General features: G+C 62.6%; 15 protein-coding genes. 3 read left to right on the top strand and 12 right to left on the bottom strand.

The annotated features are described in order from the left end of the window. Nucleotides 1-69: 69 nt before the first annotated feature. Together M2432_RS00835 and M2432_RS00830 are read right to left on the bottom strand one after the other, a co-directional pair. Complete coding sequence (locus tag M2432_RS00835; RefSeq protein WP_280824839.1) at nt 70-3,045, bottom strand: UPF0182 family protein; 2,976 nt, start codon at nt 3,043-3,045, stop codon at nt 70-72. Nucleotides 3,046-3,128: 83 nt separating this feature from the next. Continuing rightward, nucleotides 3,129-4,154 (bottom strand): PDZ domain-containing protein, encoded by a 1,026-nt coding sequence (locus M2432_RS00830; protein WP_280824838.1) that lies wholly within the window; start codon nt 4,152-4,154, stop codon nt 3,129-3,131. A gap of 89 nt (nt 4,155-4,243) precedes the next feature. On the opposite strand from M2432_RS00830, the gene M2432_RS00825 reads away from it, so the two are divergent. From M2432_RS00825 to M2432_RS00815, 3 genes are all read left to right on the top strand, one after another. Further along, on the top strand, nt 4,244-5,602 hold the full coding sequence (locus M2432_RS00825; protein ID WP_280824837.1) for a zinc-dependent metalloprotease: 1,359 nt from the start codon (nt 4,244-4,246) through the stop codon (nt 5,600-5,602). A gap of 57 nt (nt 5,603-5,659) precedes the next feature. Continuing rightward, on the top strand, nt 5,660-6,391 hold the full coding sequence (locus M2432_RS00820; RefSeq protein WP_280824836.1) for a cyclodehydratase: 732 nt from the start codon (nt 5,660-5,662) through the stop codon (nt 6,389-6,391). A 136-nt stretch (nt 6,392-6,527) separates the two neighbouring features. Beyond that, nucleotides 6,528-6,776 carry a hypothetical protein gene (locus M2432_RS00815; RefSeq protein WP_280824835.1) on the top strand — a complete coding sequence of 83 codons (249 nt, stop codon included), beginning with the start codon at nt 6,528-6,530 and terminating at the stop codon, nt 6,774-6,776. Nucleotides 6,777-6,812: 36 nt separating this feature from the next. Here the strand turns inward: M2432_RS00815 and M2432_RS00810 are convergent, their stop codons facing one another. The 10 genes from M2432_RS00810 to M2432_RS00765 all read right to left on the bottom strand — a co-directional run bounded on the left by M2432_RS00810 (nt 6,813) and on the right by M2432_RS00765 (nt 17,254). Next, nucleotides 6,813-7,151 (bottom strand): hypothetical protein, encoded by a 339-nt coding sequence (locus M2432_RS00810; RefSeq protein ID WP_280824834.1) that lies wholly within the window; start codon nt 7,149-7,151, stop codon nt 6,813-6,815. Continuing rightward, nucleotides 7,148-7,777, bottom strand: coding sequence for a hypothetical protein (locus M2432_RS00805; protein ID WP_280824833.1), 630 nt, complete (start codon nt 7,775-7,777; stop codon nt 7,148-7,150). The genes M2432_RS00810 and M2432_RS00805 overlap by 4 nt, the downstream gene beginning before the upstream one ends. Next, a complete protein-coding gene (locus M2432_RS00800) occupies nt 7,774-8,979 on the bottom strand; it encodes a phage major capsid protein (RefSeq protein ID WP_280824832.1) in 1,206 nt (401 codons plus the stop codon). The genes M2432_RS00805 and M2432_RS00800 overlap by 4 nt, the downstream gene beginning before the upstream one ends. Beyond that, nucleotides 8,980-9,513 carry an HK97 family phage prohead protease gene (locus tag M2432_RS00795; protein WP_280824831.1) on the bottom strand — a complete coding sequence of 178 codons (534 nt, stop codon included), beginning with the start codon at nt 9,511-9,513 and terminating at the stop codon, nt 8,980-8,982. It lies immediately after the preceding gene. A gap of 1 nt (nt 9,514) precedes the next feature. Continuing rightward, nucleotides 9,515-10,702: a phage portal protein gene (locus tag M2432_RS00790; protein ID WP_280824830.1), complete on the bottom strand. Its 1,188-nt coding sequence runs from the start codon at nt 10,700-10,702 to the stop codon at nt 9,515-9,517. A gap of 11 nt (nt 10,703-10,713) precedes the next feature. Further along, the gene (locus M2432_RS00785) at nt 10,714-12,189 is read right to left on the bottom strand and encodes a terminase TerL endonuclease subunit (protein ID WP_280824829.1); all 1,476 of its coding nucleotides are present in this window, start codon (nt 12,187-12,189) and stop codon (nt 10,714-10,716) included. Continuing rightward, on the bottom strand, nt 12,190-12,570 hold the full coding sequence (locus M2432_RS00780) for a hypothetical protein (protein ID WP_280824828.1): 381 nt from the start codon (nt 12,568-12,570) through the stop codon (nt 12,190-12,192). Beyond that, on the bottom strand, nt 12,567-12,965 hold the full coding sequence (locus M2432_RS00775) for a hypothetical protein (RefSeq protein ID WP_280824827.1): 399 nt from the start codon (nt 12,963-12,965) through the stop codon (nt 12,567-12,569). Before M2432_RS00775 ends, M2432_RS00780 begins: the two co-directional genes overlap by 4 nt. A gap of 310 nt (nt 12,966-13,275) precedes the next feature. Continuing rightward, nucleotides 13,276-13,671: a hypothetical protein gene (locus tag M2432_RS00770; protein ID WP_280824826.1), complete on the bottom strand. Its 396-nt coding sequence runs from the start codon at nt 13,669-13,671 to the stop codon at nt 13,276-13,278. 262 nt (nt 13,672-13,933) lie between these two features. Further along, entirely contained in the window at nt 13,934-17,254 is a 3,321-nt protein-coding gene (locus tag M2432_RS00765; protein ID WP_280824825.1) for a transglycosylase family protein, read from the bottom strand. Between the last annotated feature and the right edge of the window lie 889 nt (nt 17,255-18,143).

Below are 18,143 nucleotides of genomic sequence, written 5' to 3'. Positions count from 1 at the left end.
CAAATGTCCCCGACGCGCAGGGCATCGGGGACATTTGTGCTTGTTCGCGAAAGAAGGCGAGCCGGCTTCCTACTTGGCGTCGCGGAACTTGTTCATCGCGTCGTCGAGCTTCTGCAACGCCTCGCCATATTGCGCGAAGTTGCCGCTCTGCTGGGCCAGGCGCACCGCCTCCATCGCAGAGTTGACGTCTTGTAGCGCAGCCGCTTTCGCCGCCGACAACGCTGCCTGAGGGCCTGGGGGCACAATGGCGGCCGGCGGCGGTGGCGCGGGCGTCCCTGCCGCGGGTGGTGCCGCACCCGGCGCCGCCGCGGGCGGCGGGCTGGCCGGCAGGTCGGCCGGCGCCGGACCCGTCGCGGTAGCACCCGCACCCGCTCCGAAGATGCCGTTCAAGGCATCACGCACTGTCGGCCCGTAACCGACTTTGTCGTTGTACATCATGGCCACCCGGATGAGCCGCGGGTACGACGACGCCGCATCGCTGGTTCCCGGGGAGGCATAGACGGGCTCCACGTACAGCAGACCACCTTGCGCCACCGGCAAAGTCAGCAGATTGCCCCACCGGATCCGGTTCTGGTTGTCCCGTCCGATGACGCCGAGGTCCTGGCTGACAGCGGTATCAGTGGTGATCGCGTTGTTGGCCAGCTTCGGCCCGTTCACCTGACCCGGAATGGTCAGCACCGTGATCTTCCCATAGGTCGCCGGGTCTGAACTTGCGCTGATGTATGCGGCCAGGAAGTCGCGCCGGAATCGGTTCATCGCACTGGTCAGCTGGAAGGACGGCGAATCAGCGCCGGTAGCAAGATCTTTGGCGACTATGTAGTAAGGAGGCTGGTAACTGCTGGCCGTCGGGTTGGGATCCAGCGGCACGTCCCAGAAATCCGACGTCGAGAAGAAGGTCACCGGATCGTTGACGTGGTACTTGGCCAGCAGCATGCGCTGTACCTTGAACAGGTCTTCGGGGTACCTCAGGTGGTCGGCAAGTTCCTTGGAAATTTCGGACTTCGGTTTCACAGTCCCCGGGAACACCTGCATCCAGGCCTGCAGCACCGGATCATGCTCGTCCTGCTCGTACAGCGTCACCGTGCCGTCATAGGCATCGACGGTCGCTTTCACCGAGTTACGGATGTAGGACACCTGCTTATCCGGCAGAAGCCGGTTCACCGCAACCTCATTGGAGTCCGCGGTCGCACTCGACAGCGACGTCAGCTCCGAATACGGGTAGTTGTCCAGCGTGGTGTAACCGTCGACAATCCACACCATCCGCTTGTTGACGATGGCCGGGTACACCGACGAATCGGTGGTCAGCCACGGCGCCACCGCCTCGACCCGCTGCGCCGGGTCACGGTTGAACAGGATCTTGCTGTCGGCTCCGATTACGTTGGAGAACAGGAAGTTTCGCTCGGCGAACTTGGCTGCGAATACCGACCTGGCGAACCAGTTACCCAGCGGCACACCACCAGCGCCGTCATACGTGTAGTTCTTGGTCTCGGTGTCGTACTCGCGGTCATTGCCGTTCTTGCCGACAATCGCGTAATCGGAACTCGCACTGGCGATCACCGGACCGAAGTACACCCGAGGTTCATCCAATGGAGCCGGCCCCGGCGACACAGGCGCGCCGTTGGGACCCACCACACTGGCCAGGAACTCCGGATATCCGCCGTTCTGGTTGGGATCGTTGGCGATTCCGCGGACCGTATTGGCCGGCGAGGCGATGAAACCGTTGCCGTGCGTGTACACGGAGTGCCGGTTGATCCAGTCGCGCTGGTTGTCGATCAGCCGGTCCGGGTTCAATTCGCGGGCAGCCACCACGTAGTCACGCAGCTGGCCGTCCGGCCCGACATAGCGGTCGATGGACAGCTGATCGGGGAAGTTGTAGAAGTTCTTGCCCTGCTGGAACTGGGTGAATGCCGGGCCGACGATGGTCGGATCAAGCAACCGGATGTTCGATGTCGTCGCCCGGTCGGCGGCCACCTGCTCGGCTGTGGCCGGTGCATTGCCGCTGTAGTCGCGGTAGGTCACCACGTCATCGGTCAGCCCGTATGCGTCGCGGGTGGCCGTGATGCTTCGGCCGATGTACTCGCTTTCCTTCTGCGCCGCATTAGGTTTGACGCTGAACTGTTCGACCAGCATGGGCCAGCCGGCACCCACGATCATGGAACTGAGCAGCAGGAGCACCACGCCGATCGCCGGAATCCTCAAGTCCCGCAAGATCAATGCAGAGAACACCGCCACCGCACAGATCACCGCGATGGCCAGCAGGATCAGCTTGGCCGGCAGCACCGCGTTGATGTCGGTGTACCCGGCACCGGTGAACGGCTTGCCCCCGCGGGTGTGGCTCAGCAGCTCGTAGCGATCGAACCAGTAGGCAACCGCCTTGAGCACGACCAGGATTCCCACCAGCGTCACCAGCTGAATACGGGCCGCCCGACTTAGCGCACCCTGGCGACCGGACAGCCTGATGCCACCGAACACATAGTGACCCAACAGATTTCCGACCAACGCCAGGAAGACCGCAACGAACAGATAGCCCAGAATCAGCCGGTAGAACGGCAGGTCGAACGCATAAAAACCCAGGTCCTTGCCGAATTCCGGATCGGCGACCCCGAACGAGCCGCCGTGCAGGAACAACTGCACCCGCACCCAGTAGGTCTGCGCAACGAAACCGGCCAGCAACCCGATGAACCCGGGAATTGCGATAGCGAACAGCCTGAGTCGGGACAGCACCGCGGTGCGGTAGCGGACCACGGGGTCATTGGGCCCCGACGACGGCACGAACACCGGCCGAGACCGGTACGCAAGTGCCATTGCCCCGAACACCACCGCGCCGATGAACACCCCAGCCACCAGGAACACCACCAGCCGGGTCACCAACACGGTGCTGAACACCGAGCGATAACCGAGCTCGCCGAACCACAGCCAGTCGACGTACGCGTCGACCAGGCGCGGCCCGATCAGCAACAGGCCCACGAACAACAGCGCGAACCCGATCAGGATCCGGCTACGTCGTGTCAGCTTCGGCATCCTTGCCGCGGGTCGCATACCCACTCGTCAGCTCCGTCTGTAGTTGGTATCCCAGCGTGCGCCACAAACTCTACGCAAAGAGCGTCAAGTGCAGCATCGACAGCAAGTCAGCAGTGGGGAGGTTCGCCACCAGCGGAAACCGCGTGCAATGCATCGACGGCGCCACCGAGGGTGTCGACCTTCACCAACTGCAGGCCGTCCAAACGGGCCGATGACGCCTCGGCGCAGTTACCGGCAGGCACCATGAACACCGTCGCGCCGGCCTCCCGGGCGGCGTACATCTTGTGCGTGATGCCGCCGATCGGGCCGACCTTGCCGTCGTCGGAAATGGTTCCAGTACCCGCAACGAACTTGCCGCCGTTGAGGTTCCCGTCCGTGAGCTTGTCCACCACGGCCAGACTGAACATCAGCCCGGCCGACGGACCGCCGATGTTGGCCAGATGGAAGTCGATGGCGAACGGGGCCCAGGGCGCGTTGAGCACCGAAGTCCCCAGGTATCCGTAGTCGCGGTCCTTGTTGGCGCCCAGCGTGATCGTGACGGTGCCGATCGGCGCATTCTTGCGCCGGTAGTCGATCACCAACTGGTCCCCCGGCTTGGTCTTCTTCAACACCGCGGTGAACTCCTCGACGTTGGCCACCGGGATGCCGTTGACCATGTCGATGGCATCGCCGGCCTGCAATTTGCCGACCGACGGACCCGGATCGCTGACCGCGGCGACGGTCACCGCCTTCGGGTACTTCAGAAACGACAGGGCGGCGAACTCGGCGTCGTCTTCGGAGTTCTTGAAGTCGGTGTTGTTGGCCTGGTCCACCTCGTCCTTGGACTTGTCCGGCGGATACACCAGCTCGCGCGGCACCAGTTGCTCGCGCCCCGACATCCACAGCGCCAGCGCCTGGCCCATGGTCAGGCCGTCGCTCTGGGACACCGTGGTCATGTTCAGGTTGCCTGACGTCGGATGGACCACGACGTCGCCCTTGATCTCGACAACCTTCTTGCCGTCGACCTCACCGAGCGTGTTGAAGGTCGGACCCGGCCCCAGCGATACGAATGGCACCGTCACTGCTGAGACGAGCACACCGAATGCCACGATGGGCACCAGCGCCACCAGCAGCGTCAAAATCCGCCTGTTCACGTCGCCCACATTAAGGCTCTACCGCCGGTTCGCTGTCAGCGTGACCCGCGAAGTCACCTCTAGTCGGTTCGGGCAGTACCGTTGACTGTATGGCTGACCTGCCCTTTGGCTTCTCCGCTGGAGAAGACCCCGACCGCGACAAATCCGAGAAGAAGCCTGGTCAAGGCCCTTCCGGCGGTGCTTCGGACCCGTTCGGGTTCGGCGCGGGTGGCGGCGAGTTCGGCATGGCCGACCTGGGCCAGATTTTCACCAAGCTCGGCGAGATGTTCAGCGGCGCCGGCGCCTCCATGGCGAACCCGCAGGCCGGACCGGTCAACTACGACTTGGCCCGCAAGCTGGCGTCCGACTCGATCGGGTTTGTCGCACCGATTCCCGAACAGACCCATACGGCGATCTCCGACGCAGTGCGGCTGGCCGACACCTGGCTCGACGGGGTGACCCCCCTGCCGGCCGGCACCACACGTGCTGTCGCGTGGACACCTGGCGACTGGCTGGACAACACGCTTGGCACCTGGAAGCGCCTGTGTGATCCGGTGGCCGAGCAGCTGTCCAACATGTGGGTGTCGGCGCTGCCCGAGGAAGCCAAGTCCATGGCCGGGCCGCTGATGGCCATGATGTCGCAGATGGGCGGCATGGCGTTCGGCTCGCAGCTGGGCCAGGCGTTGGGCACGTTGTCCAAGGAAGTGCTGACCTCCACCGACATTGGGTTGCCCCTGGGCCCGGCCGGAGTGGCCGCGCTGATGCCCACGGCCGTCGACGCCTTCGGAGAAGGCCTGGAACAGCCGCGCAGTGAGGTCCTGACCTTCCTGGCGGCCCGCGAGGCAGCCCACCACCGCCTGTTCAGCCACGTGCCCTGGCTGTCCAGCCAGCTGCTCAGCGCCGTCGAGGCGTTCGCCAAGGGCATCAAGGTCGACATGAGCGGGTTCGAGGAACTCGCCCAAGGTCTGGATCCGACCGCACTGGGCGACCCGGCCGCCATGGAGAAGCTGATGAGCCAGGGCATGTTCGAGCCCAAGGCCACGCCCGAGCAGACCGCCGCGCTGGAACGCCTGGAGACTCTGCTGGCGCTGATCGAAGGCTGGGTGCAGACCGTTGTCACCGCTGCCCTAGGTGACCGGCTGCCGGGCACCTCGGCCCTGAGCGAAACCTTGCGCCGGCGCCGCGCCACCGGCGGGCCAGCCGAGCAGACCTTCGCCACGCTGGTGGGCCTGGAACTGCGTCCACGCAAGATGCGGGAGGCCGCGGCGCTATGGGAGAAGCTGACCGAGGCCGTCGGCAACGACCGACGCGATGCCGTCTGGCAGCACCCCGACCTGCTGCCCGGCGCGTCCGACCTCGACGAGCCCGCGGGGTTCATCGACCGGGCGCTCGGCGGTGACACCTCCGGGATCGACCAAGCCCTGGCCGACCTGGAGAAAGACCTGAACCGAGGACCCGAGGACCAGTAGCCCACGCCTGTGGATAACTGATTCGCCGAATCACCACGCCCTTGGCACAGTTGGGCCATGGAACCCGTAGCAGCGCGGCACACCTTGAATCCGGCGATGCCGGTGCTGCGGAGACCAGACGACACCGTCCAGATCGGTTGGGACCCGCGACGGGCCGTCGTGGTGCGGCCGCCGGCCGATATGTCGATCGACGCGCTCACCGAGCTGCTGCGCGCCATGCAATCCGGCATCGCTGCTGATGACTTGGAGACGCGTGCCGTCAGCGCCGGCCTGACCGATCTCGACGCGCTGACCGACCTGATCTCTGCCCTGGCGGCCGCCGGCCTCTTGCACCGCGCCACCGCACACAAAGATGCCCGCGCGGCGGTGGTGCGTGTCCACGGCAGTGGGCCGTTGTCCGACCTGCTGGCCAGTGCCTTGAGTTGTTCGGGCAACCGGGTGCGCACCAGCCGGCTGCGCCACGTGGCCGCCACTCGAGCGGCGGCCGACCTGGTGGTGCTGGCAGACACTCTGGTGGCCGATCCCCGCCTGGTTCGCGAACTCCAGGCCGCCAACGTACCCCACCTACCGGTACGCATCCGGGACGGCACCGGCCTGATCGGCCCACTGGTCCTGCCAGGGGTAACCAGCTGCCTACACTGCGCCAAGCGTGACAGCCGAGCCCACCGTCGCTATCAGCCGAGTCCGACGTTAACCGACCGGAGCGCAGTAGCCCAGTCCCCCGTCTGCGCCGGGGGCCACCCGCCGCCAGCTTCGCGACCTACGACGGGTGCCCATAGATCAGACTGACCGAAAAACGGTCGGTCTTCAAGTCGTGGGCCGAGACGCGATATCGGGCGGATGGTTCGTGGGTTGTTTGGGGAGGGGATCAAGCCAGGGCAACCCGTAGGGTTTCCGCTCGCAACCACCCACGAAAGGCACACCATTGACCGAAAACCCATGGCATGAGAAATTCCTCCGCATGCTCCGGGCGATACCCCACATCCACCTCATCAGGGCAGTCTTGCTCTCCACCGTGTTCGCTGCCGCGTGGCTGGCCATCGTCGTCTACCTGTCCCACCGGGTGACCCACGACTACACGCCGGGCATCGTCGTGGGCGTGAGCAGTGTCGCCTGGTTTGTGTGGTGGGCTCTGCATGGTGGACAGCTTGAGGACCAGCACGACAACCACTGAACCGCCCCCGACGCCATTGTCGGGGGCGGTTCCATGTCAGCCCTCGATCGCCTTGACCAGGACCGTGACCTTGAACGGCGTGCCATCCCGATCCGGGAACACCCGCACCGCACCGAACACCCGGTAAGAGACGCCCCCGTAGACGACCTGGTCGCCCTCCTTCGCCGCTAAGACAGCCGGCACAGGTGGACACGTCGCTTTCCACGGATCGGTCACCACATCGCCGATGTCGATCTTCTCGTCGGCGGTCAAAGGCCGGAACCTACAACCCGGCACGTCGGTACTCGTAGACACCGTGGTCGGTTTGTTGTAGCGGCTCTTGCCGGTGCCCTCGGTGACCGCCACGAACGTCAGGGTCTGGTTGCCCGCTCTCACGCCGCGCCCCACCAACGCAGGTACGGGGCGACCATCGCCAGCACGTCGGGATCAAGACCCTGGCCCGGCGCGAACCCGTACTCCACATCATCAACCCGGTGGCGGGTCGGTGTGCCTTCGGCGGTGTCCTGCCGGTTCCACCAGCGCGCCGCCTGCATTACGGTGGCCTGCTGAATGGTGTTCGGTATCTCTGGCCAGCCGAACGTGGCGGTCACCTGAATGACCTGATGCCGCGGCCAGAACGGCCCATAGCCATAGCCGTACCAGCCGTCACCACCGGGAACCATCGGATAGTGAAAACCGGTGAACACGCGGCCATTCGCCGCCGCATTCCTCGGTGTCAGAACAAGGTTGGTCACCGTGTTGAGCACCGAGCCGTCCCATTCGCTGATGGTTTGCACCAATGTCGGGGCCGAACACATGTCGTCGGTGGACACATACCACCGATCCCGGTGCCACTTGGGCACGTACTCGCGGATTTGTTCATCAAAACCGAACTGCCGGCCCGTTTCTTTGTCGATCGCCCGCGATGCGGCCTCGATCGGCAAGGCCAGTTGGGGAGCGTCAGCGGTCCCCAACCAGCTTGCCAGATCAGAAGTTTGGGCGTAACTAGGAGCCCAAGTCACGGGGTCACATTCGACAGAATGACGAAAGCGTTTGCGTCCTGAATCGCCGAGTCGGTCCGAGACCACATATTGTAAGCCACCAGGCGATTCGCGCTGTTCGAATACGGATCAACAAACAAGCTGATGTCCTGAACCTGCCGGATCACAAAGCCCTCATTGACGTTGCCGAACGCGCCGAACTTGTGGGTCGACGGGTCCGACCAGTTCGCCCACGCCTGATCGATCTGCACCGGGTAACCAAGTAGCATCTGGTTGCTGCGGCCCACGTTGATGCCGTCGGTCATCATGTTCAGCAGCGGTCGGCCCTGACCATCCACCAGGGTCTCAATCTGCGCCATGGTGTAGTCGTTGAACGTCCACACCGCGCCGTCACGGTACGCCGGGTCCACCGCGTGCACCGCCGCCACCAAATCCGCGTAGGCGATGGCCTGCGTACCCGATGTGGTCGAGAACGTGTGCGTGTTCGTTGACGTTGAGATACCGGTGGGTGCGGTGCCACCACCAGTGCCGTTGACGTAATCGGCAGCCTGCTTGCGGGCGATACGCTGAGTCAGCTTACGGATGACGAACGATTCGATGTCATAGGCGCTGTCCGCCAACAGTTCCCGCGAGACGGTCAATGGGTTACCACTGGCACCGAGAGCGTCATAGGAGTACGCACCAAGGGTGTTGATACCGAACACCATGTCAGCGCCCGAACCGGAGTTACCGGCCTCGGCGGCGATGCCACCAGTGTTGCCGGTGTCGTCGTTGTACGGCCAACGCAGCGGGTCGCCGTTGGCCGTGTTGATGATTTCGGCCTGGTTGGCCAGCCCGCCGAACGCCTTGAGCCGCTCGGTGATCTTCGGCAGCCACTCAGTAGGGACCGTGTAGCCACCGGCACTATTGGTGCCGACCACCTGCGAACGCAACTCGGTGAGGTCCTGGTTTTCCTGCCCGGTGCGCAGATAAGCGTCAAACGCCCGTGCCTCGGTGTCGTCAGCCTTCGGTGCGGCGACGTTCACCACAGCGGCCAGCGACGCGCTGGGAGCCTCATAGGCCTTCTGGCGCTTGACGATTTCGTCGGTTTTTTGGGCAAGTTTCAGCTTGCCTTCCAGCTTCTCGTACCGGGCGACCTCGTCATCAGTGAGGTTGCGGTCCTCGGTTTCGGACAGCTCCACGATGGCCCGCTGCTCGGCAACAATCTGCTCAATGCTCTTCAATTACTTAACCTTTCGGTTGGCCCGTGCACGCGCACGGATGATTTGGGTGGTGAGGTCCACATCGGTTGCTGAACGCACTGACACTGACGTGGTTGGGTATGCGGGGTTGGTGACGACAGAAACGTCAGTGACGTTGGCCAGACTGCTGTGGGTGCGCAGGGTGCGGTTTTCTGTCCACGACTGCTCACCGGCGACGAACGCGAAACTGCATTGAGTGATCAGGCCAGAAGCAACCATCTCCCGCACGTCCCGGCCCGTCGTGGTGTCCGGTAGGTCAAGCTCGAAAGCCAGACCCGTGCTATCGGTGGACAACCGCAGGCTGCCGTTTGTGGTGCGCGCCAACAACATGTTCGGGTCGTGGTTGAGCAGACCGGCAACGTTGTGCGGCTGGCCTAGAACCTTGTCGAACGCCGTGGGTAGCAACTGCTCCCGGTACTGGCCGATGTCGGTAATCGTGTTGAACACCGCCGCATACCCGCCCAACTTGTTGCCTGTGATCTCGGTTTCTAGTGGTGCGAAACGTCTTTCGGTCATATCAGCCCTTTTCGTTGTGTACGGCTGGCGGGGCGACAAGGGACGGCTTAGCCACGTCACCGTTGGGCAGCGGTGTCCGGTTCAAAACCTGCCTGGCCTCATTCGGTGTCAACAGACCCGCGTCCACCTGCTGGATCAGCAGACCGACCTGCGCCTCCGGATCGGGGCTCAGCATGTCGTGGTAGTCGAACTGGGCCACCTGCCCGCGGGGCAGCAGCGCCGACAGTTGGTCTTCGATGTTCGATGTCCACGGCGACAAAGTCAGACCGGCGAACATCTGATTCATCTCAGCAACGCCCGAACCCCAAGATGAAGTTTTGTCAGATAGGCCGATCATGTGCGCTGGGATGCGGAACCACCGGGCCACTTCTTCGACCTGAAACGTTCTGGACTGCAACCACTGCGCGTCTTCATTACTCAAGCTCCACTGCTTGATGTTCAGGTTGGAATTGATAACGGCGATCTTCCCGGCATTGGATTCACCGGACATCGAGACAGTCAGCGAATCGTGGACGGCCTGCGCCTCTTCCGGTGTCATAGCCGCGTCACCAGCCGGGGTGACCACCGCGGACATCAGCGCGCCCTGACCGAAAAGCCTTGAGGCGGAACGATCAGCAGCGATCGACGTGCCGAACACGCTGTTGCGGGCCAGGGCCATCGGCGACAGTCCAAGACGGCCATCCATAGACAAGCCCTTGACGTGGCTCATCGTGGCGTCGGTGAACGTGGCAACGGTGCCGTCCCGCAGAGAAACCCGGTAGGTGGGGTTACCGGCGGCGTCCCAAGTCACCGTGACGGCACTCGGGTGCATCGGCTGAAGCGCCATCAGCGCGCCGGCACTGTTGTAAACGTGGGCCAGGTAGCTGTTGCCCCACAGCAGCAGATGCGCCAGAACCGTTTTGACCAGGTCAAACTTGGTGCAGTTGAAACCGGGGCTGTCGAGCCACGATGGGACTGGCTGCGTCACGCCGCCCTGAGTTTTCACCGCCGACAGTGGCAGCTTCGCGATCGCGTCGGCGATCAGCGACACCGCGCAGAACACCGACGCCACCCCGAGGGCTGAGAACTCGGTAACCGATACCCCCGCGATGGACGGCTGAATGCCGAACAACCCGATAGCCGCGGGGTCGCTGATACTGATACCGCTGCGAACCTCGCGTTCACCGAAAATCTTTGTGAACCAACTCAAAGGTTTCTCTCCTAAACAATGCAGACAATGGGATGGCGTTTCTTCACCGGCTGTTGGGCGCGGGAATGGCACAACGCCAGGGCGATCGCGGCGTCGATATGCCCGCGGGATTTCTTTTTGGTGAGCCGGAAACCGTCATCGGTGTACGCCAGCATCCCGTTGAGAATCTGGCGTTCGTAGTCCGCTGAGCCGTCGTGGGATATCTCGCCGCGCAAGATCGCCCCGTACAGCTCGCCGCACGCGGGAACCATGCGCGTCACCGACTGCGGGAACTCCACCATCGGAATGCCTTCATCGGCCAGCATCGTGGCGTGCATCTCCAGATGCTTCGGGTCATACGCAACCTCAACGAGGTTGTATGTCTTGTCCAACTGCCGGATGTGGTGCAGCACCGCCGAGATATCGACGGCTTGCGACTCGGTGGGTGCGATGGTCTTGGCCGTGGTGTGCAGAACGCCGTTGTTCCACTGGCCCACCACGATTGCCGTCGTGTCGCGCGCCAGGCCCACGTCCACACCGACCCACGTATCAGCGCCGGGTTTGTGTTGGTAATCGCTGGTGAGGTCACGCCAGGTTTTCCGGCCGTCAGTGCCCAACCAGCAGTCAGTACCCTCCACCCACTGAGCCAGCCGGAACATGCGGAATGTCGCTTCAGGCTTGGATTTCACGTCATTGCGCAGAACCTTGATGTCGAGATAGCCCTCGGTGATCGCCGGATTGGCGATCAACCAATTGGCCTCATCGCGGTAATCGCAATCATCGGGAGCTGACAGTTCGGTGAAGCTGAAACCCTCGGGGACATCACCGGATCGGTGAAGCTCCCGCAGGTGCCACAGCGCCGATTTTGAGCGGTCCGTGCCTGGTGTACCGATGCCCACCACAAGGGACGTGGTGCGCTTGCCAGAGGCGTAAGACAACGCTTCCCACGACTCCCACGGCTGAAAACCGACTTCATCGCACACACCGAGCGATGGGTCCAAGCCCTGAAGGCCGTCCACGTCGTGGGAGATCGGGAACATCTCTCCGCCGTTGAAGGGAACCACGATCTTGGGCGTGGCCACACCTCGGTAGATGTGCGCCCGGTCAGCCAATTCCGGTTCGGCGGCAACCATTTTGAGCGCCACGTCGTACACAGAGCGGACGGCCTGACCCACCGTGGTGGCCATGATCGGGACTTGTGGCTGGCCAGTGGGGCACTTGTCGAACGTCGCCCACACCGCAATAGCCGCCAACAACGTGGACTTACCCTGACCACGGGGAGCCTGTAGGACGGCCTCGCGGATACCGGGTTTCAGAATCTCGGCTATCCACGCCTTCTGGAACTCGGCCAGTCTGATCGGCTTACCATGTCCCGCGCCTTTTGGTGAGCGGCAATACGTTTCGATGAATTTCGTCGCACGCTTAGCGGGGTCTTTCTCGCGCCAGCGCAGCCAGGGCGGAGGGGACGTGTCGGCAAGTTTGAAACTGGCGTTGCCCCGGCCAGCCAACTACAACTCCACTTGGTTCCACGCGGCAGCGGACTTGCGGAACATCGCGAATTCCGGTGTGGCACCGTACTTGTCGCCTTCATGCCGGCCGAACTCGATCGCCATCACCCGCTCGGGATCATCGTCGGAGAAAACCTCGCCGATCTTCACCGGCCTGGTAGAAAGACGCTTGTATTCACCCCGGCGAGACTTGATTTCGATCGACTCCAGGGTCCTGCCGGGATGCGGGTCCTTCGCGCCACCCACGGGCGTGAAGTCCTTGACGGTCTTCTCGATGCGCTCCGGAATGCTCATCAGCAACGAGCGGAGCTCGTCGTCAGGGTCCTCGTTGATGGCAGCGATAATGGCCTGCTTGAAGTCGCTGACCGTCGAGTCAGTCACTCGGATTCCTTCACCATGCGCGCCCACGTGAGCGCCACCTGCGCGCCAGAACCGCCGACAGCCTTAAACTCCTTGTAGCCGGCCTCACCGAACAGCGCCGTAGCCAGGCGCACGTTGTAGGACGGCTTCAACAGCTCCCCATCAATGCGGTACGGGGTCAGCGGTTCGCCCTGGTCGTCGGTGTCGGCCCGCTCCAGCAGAAACTGGAGGTCATCCCATCGCTCTTGCTGGTCGTCATCCAGAAGGGCCGGGTTCGGGATGGTGAAAGCTTTGCCGGTGCCGGTCGTGATGGTCACGCTCGGGGTGAACCCGAAGAAAGCGGCGAGTTCCTGATTGTGCGTTTCAAAAACGTCTGTTTGCGTCAAAATAGGTCCTAAATCGGGTGTTTGCTTCATTTGCCACCTGCGGTTTTGTAGCTACGTTTCATGCATAAAACCATGCATAAACATGCGCTGACCAGTGCGTTTACGCGACAAAATCGCGTCTGCGCGAGCCGCTTTGTATGTGTGCGAAACGGCGCGGACGTCGAGAAGGGTCGGAGGGTTGCAGACTTTTCGGTTGCGGCAGCGACATAACTGCTGGTCACAGGCTTGCGTGGCTTTGCTGAGCTGCGGTGACTATGCCGGGTGGGTGATGGATGGCCCGTGCGGCGTATCCGCAGGTGGGATACATAGTCATACATCGTCATGCATGGGTGGATGTTTGCTAGCGGTTGCGGATGTGCAGCGTGTAGGTCCCGGTGTAGCGGATGATGGACCGGTCACTGGTGTACGTCGTATCGATAGGCGCCTCGGTGACCTCCACCCGATCCACCCACACCTTGCCGGTGCTGATGGCGACCGGCTGACCCACGCCGTAGCGGGGTGCTAGCGCGGTGATCACATCATCGGCATCGCTTGCGGCAGACTGACATTCGTCATCGGTCAGTGCGAACGTGTGCACGCTGTAGCTGCCGTGGTCGGTGAGGAGATCGTTGCCGCCACCGATGCGCCGCACCACGTAACTAGGCATTGTCGCGTTGGTGCTGCGTTCTGTCTCGATGTCGCGCCCCAGCGCCTCCAGTGCGGTGATCAGTAGCTCTACGCCGTCAACTGCTGTCATCGTTTAGACCCTTTACTTGGGTTGCACCGACCGCAGGCCGGTTGAATGTTCGACCGGGCATGATTGGTGTTGTCGCCGTCTATGTGGTCAAACGTCGTGGCAGGTGCGCCATCGCAAAGAATGCGTAAAGCGCATTTGCCAGACGGTCTGCCGAGCGCGCGGTATGCCGGATGGTCGTAGGTTGCGTTGCGACGCAAGCGATGACACGTGATGCAACGGGTGGTTGTAGTGAGCCGACCACAGTCCAGACACGGGCGTTTGATCATCCGTACGAACCGCTGAATGAAGCGTTGGCACCGTTGAGCGCAAGCTGATTCACCACGTCCGTTGCCCATGACTTGCCCGACTGATCACCGGTGTGAAGATTCTCGATGTTCAGAATCGGCGCGTTGTGCGTTACCGAATTGTCGGTGCTGGTCTGGTTGCTTTGCTGCTGTTGCGCCATGCGTTGCGCGACGGCCTTATCAATCGCGGCGCTGCCACCGGTACCGATCGCCGGGGCCGCTCCCGCCAATGCGCCTGCGATGCGGGCCATCCAGGATTCACGGGCCGGCGACTTGCCGGTGTCAGGGTCGGAAACAGAAAATGTGTCCATCAAACCTTGGGTCAAGATGCCGCCGACCTGACCACCAAAGGACACGGTGCGCTCGATGGCTTTGATCGCGGTTTGCGCCGCCGCCGCACTCATGCCGCCGAGTCCACCACCTGATGCTGCTGCCACGCCGAGCGCTCCACTACCGGACGGCCCGATCGGTCCGGCGCTTTGCGGTTGCCAGCCCGGCTGGGGTTGGGGTGGTGCTTGCGGGGTGTAACCCGCATTGCCGATGGACAACGGTCCCGGCAGTGGTCCAGCGGGCAGGTTTCCGGCCGGTCCGATTGACGGCATTCCCGGTTTTGGCGTACCAGGGATGCTGCCGGCGTTGCCGATCGAGAATGCTGGACTGTTGAAATCCAACTTCGGTCCTGCCGGGATCGGCAACCCTTGACCACCGCCAGTGGGCAGCAGTCCGGCAAGAAGCTGTCCCGCATTCTCGCGGCCCGGACCGCCAGCGCCCCAGTCGCCACCGGAGGGGTTGGCCCGGAGAATGTTTGCCGCGACAATCGCCTGCTGCTGCGGTGTCGCCAAACGCGGGTCGGGGGCGAACGCTGGACCACCGTTGCGCGCCCACGTGTTCGGGGTGATCTGGAACAGTCCGCGCGCCGAATTGGGCGACCCGGGTCCACCGTTGGCGTCATAGATTTGCTGCTCGATACCGGGGTTGCCGCCCGATTCGCGCTGGATCAGATGCGCCCACGCCGGGTTGGGTGAAGTCCACGAACCATTAGGTAGTTGGGTCAGCGGGATCGGGGAATTACCCGTAGTGCCGCCCGCGGTGATCGTCGCGGCGTTGCCCAAACCCGGCTGACCACCGCTACCGGGCTGACCAGGGTTGCCGGTCACCGCGGATGTGAATTGAGTAACCGCGTTGGAGAATGTGTTCGCCGACGTGTCGAAAGTTGTTGCGCTGGACTGGATTTGATCGAAACCGGGTGTTTCCTGAACTTTCGATCCACCGAACAGCGAGCCGATCAGCCCGTAGGCACCGTTGCCTTGTGAGGCCGTCATGGCCAGGTTACCCATCAAAGGTGCGGTGGCCAGGCTGGCCACGAACTTCACCAGGTTGTCAGCCAATCCAGGCAGTCCCTTGGAGATGCCGAGGTCTTTATCAAGGTGCGCGCCCAACTCGCCGAAAGCGTCGAAGGCGTTCTCTACCTTCGTCCATTTACCGCGCTGGGCTTGAGCCAAATCTAATTGCGACTGAGTGAACGCATGTTCCTGCTGTGCGATTTTCTCTTTCGCGTGCAAGAGTTGCTCATCCGAGGCATTGGTGTCCTGCTGGAGTTTCGCCAAATCCATCCGCGAATCACGCAACGATTGCGCCTGCTGAACCACCTTATTCTGGTCTTCCCAGATTTGGTTGGTGTCTTTGTCGAAATACCCGAGACCCGGTTTCGACCACGGCGTGTCAGTGCCGTATTGCAGCGGGCCGGCTTGGTGCGGGTTGCCGTTGAAATTGGGTTGCACCTGCGGACCCAAATCGTATTTCGGCATGTAGTCGTTGGGATTCAGGTTCGGTGCAGCCGGCGGTGTGTAATTCGAGCTCCCCGGAATCCCGCCCGGTGGTGGTGTAGCAAACTGCGGGTGCGCATTCATCCACCGTTGGGCAGGTGAATCGTTCCCGTAGGTGTTGATGCTGGAGTTTTTGGCATCGTCGTTCAGTTTCATCACGGCCAGCACCGCGCCAGCAGCAATCGCCATGTCCCCCAACAACATTGCAGCACCAGCCAGACTCGTGGTCATCGCAGTGCCAGCGGTAGCCGCCAGCGCCGGGATGGCCTTCAGTGCCGTGGTGACCGTGGTCAGCGCGGTGATCAGGCTTGATACGCCGCTAATCGTGTTCCACGCCGTGTAGGCCACCAAGACGGCATTAATCAAGCCGGGGTGTTTCCCGAGAATGTCGGCGGTGCTGCGCAACAATCCTTCGATTTGCGGGAGGATGACTTTACCGACCGGCGACAGGTCGCCGAATATGCGTGCCACATCGGCAACGATCTTGCCTAATTCCTTGGCGGCGTCCATTCCGTCGCGCATCCACTGTTGAAGCTTTCCAGTTTGTGCAGCGTTCTGGATGAACGTCTGGAATTTCACCGCGGCATCAGTGATGCCTTTAGCCATTTGCGGCCAGAATTGACTACCGATCTGTTCGATCTTCACCATCGCGTCGGTGAATGGTGCGGCAGCCGGGGCCAACTGTTGGAAACCGGCGACGATGTTATTCAGCGTGGCACTCAATGCGCCCGAAGTTCCAGGGCTCAACAATTGGTTGCCAATGCCGTGGAATGCGGAATTCATCGCCCCGGCGATACCGGTCAGCGCGGACCTCAGTTGCGGACCGAACGCTGACGACAGGTCGTGGAGTTCGCCGGCAACACCGGTGAACAACGATTGCTGTGTTGCCATCCGTAAGTCATGCAGCGGGCCACGAACAAGGTTGCGGAGCTCGGTCGCAGCTTCGGCTGCAGCGGGTGCGAGATGCTTAAGATCGGTGCCGAACTTCTCGATGTCGTTGCTGTCGCCGAGTGCCTTGGAGAAGTCGTGCAGACCGACCGTGACCGCACCGACCGCGGTGCCGACACCGAGAAGCGCAGCGGGCAGAAGACCCAACGCACCACTAGCGGTAGCGGCAGCGCCGGCCACAGCCACCAGGCCAGCCACGGCACCGGGCATTGCCAGCTTGCCGAGCGCACCACCCAACTGCTCCGTGCCGTGGATCAGTTCCTTGAGCTGGCCGTGGACACCGGAGCCATGGACGGCAGTGTTGAACCCACGGGCGTAGGCGGCGCCATCCTTGGCACCGGCTGCGGCGATCTTGGCGCTGTCAGGCAGCTTGGGGCGCAGGTGCGCGGCCCTGCCGAACTCGCGGGAATAGCCTTCACCGGCCCGGCCACCCCAAGTTCGCGCCAGCCTGTGCGCCTCGGCGGCGGACTTGTCGAGCCGGTCCTTGAGAATTCGGGCATCAATACCGATTTTTACGGTTGCCATTGGTCACCTTCCGCAGGGATAGCGATTCCCGCCCGCCTAGACGGGTCTAGGAGCGACGTAATAGCATTTTGGATAGAAGAGTGCGGAGCGGCCTTTTCAGGCCGCAGAATCACGCATGGAGGGTGTGGTGCCGCTCCCGCCACTGCGGCACCACCGACCGGCAACCCGTCCGACAATGTCGGGGCACTCGGGTTGCCGGGACCCACGCGCCGGCGAAGAGCCGTGAGGAGCGGCTTGGCGGGCGGCGCGGGGTCAAAGTTTGAGAACCCGGCAGGTGCCACATTTGTGACAGGTGGCAGGTGTCCGGTTTCCGGACAATTCGCGCGTTACGTTGGCGGGATCGACCTCCGTCATGGTGATGGAAGCCGGCTCCAGATACGGAGAGGCCCACCCCAAGCAAGAGGTTCCGGAAAATTTTCCGGAACCTCTTGCCCGACGGGAGGCGGCTGTTGACGGTCTCCTTGTTGAGTCCGGTTGCCGACGCAATTGCTCTTCGCCATTGTTCGTCATCCACCGCGGGCGGCAAGCTTTTCGGCCTTCTATAGACAGGATCTTTTAAACGGAACCCGGCGCGCGGCTAGCTGTTCGGCTCGCTGCGCTCGCTTGGCGTGCCACAAGCCATGGGTTGTCCGGCGCTGCTGAACAAATCCCTCCATGCCCTTAATGGCACGCCAGGGAGCGCCAGCGACCGCCGCGAGCGAAGCGAGCCAGCAGAACACGTTCAACCGGGCGCTGATATACGCCGCCAAACGGACGGGTGTAAGTAGATGTCTATGGTTAACGAGAAGTAGATATCCACAGTTAACGAGAAAGTAGATTTCTATGGTTAACGGGGAGATCATGTACAACGCACCCGCCCACAAAGCGAAAGTCGGGTACTCCAGAACCC

This window comes from Mycobacterium sp. OTB74, assembly GCF_029892685.1.
In the GTDB taxonomy this organism is placed as follows: Bacteria; Actinomycetota; Actinomycetes; order Mycobacteriales; family Mycobacteriaceae; genus Mycobacterium.
Note: the sequence above shows the minus strand (reverse complement) of the source record. Positions and strands in the feature narration are given on the sequence as shown.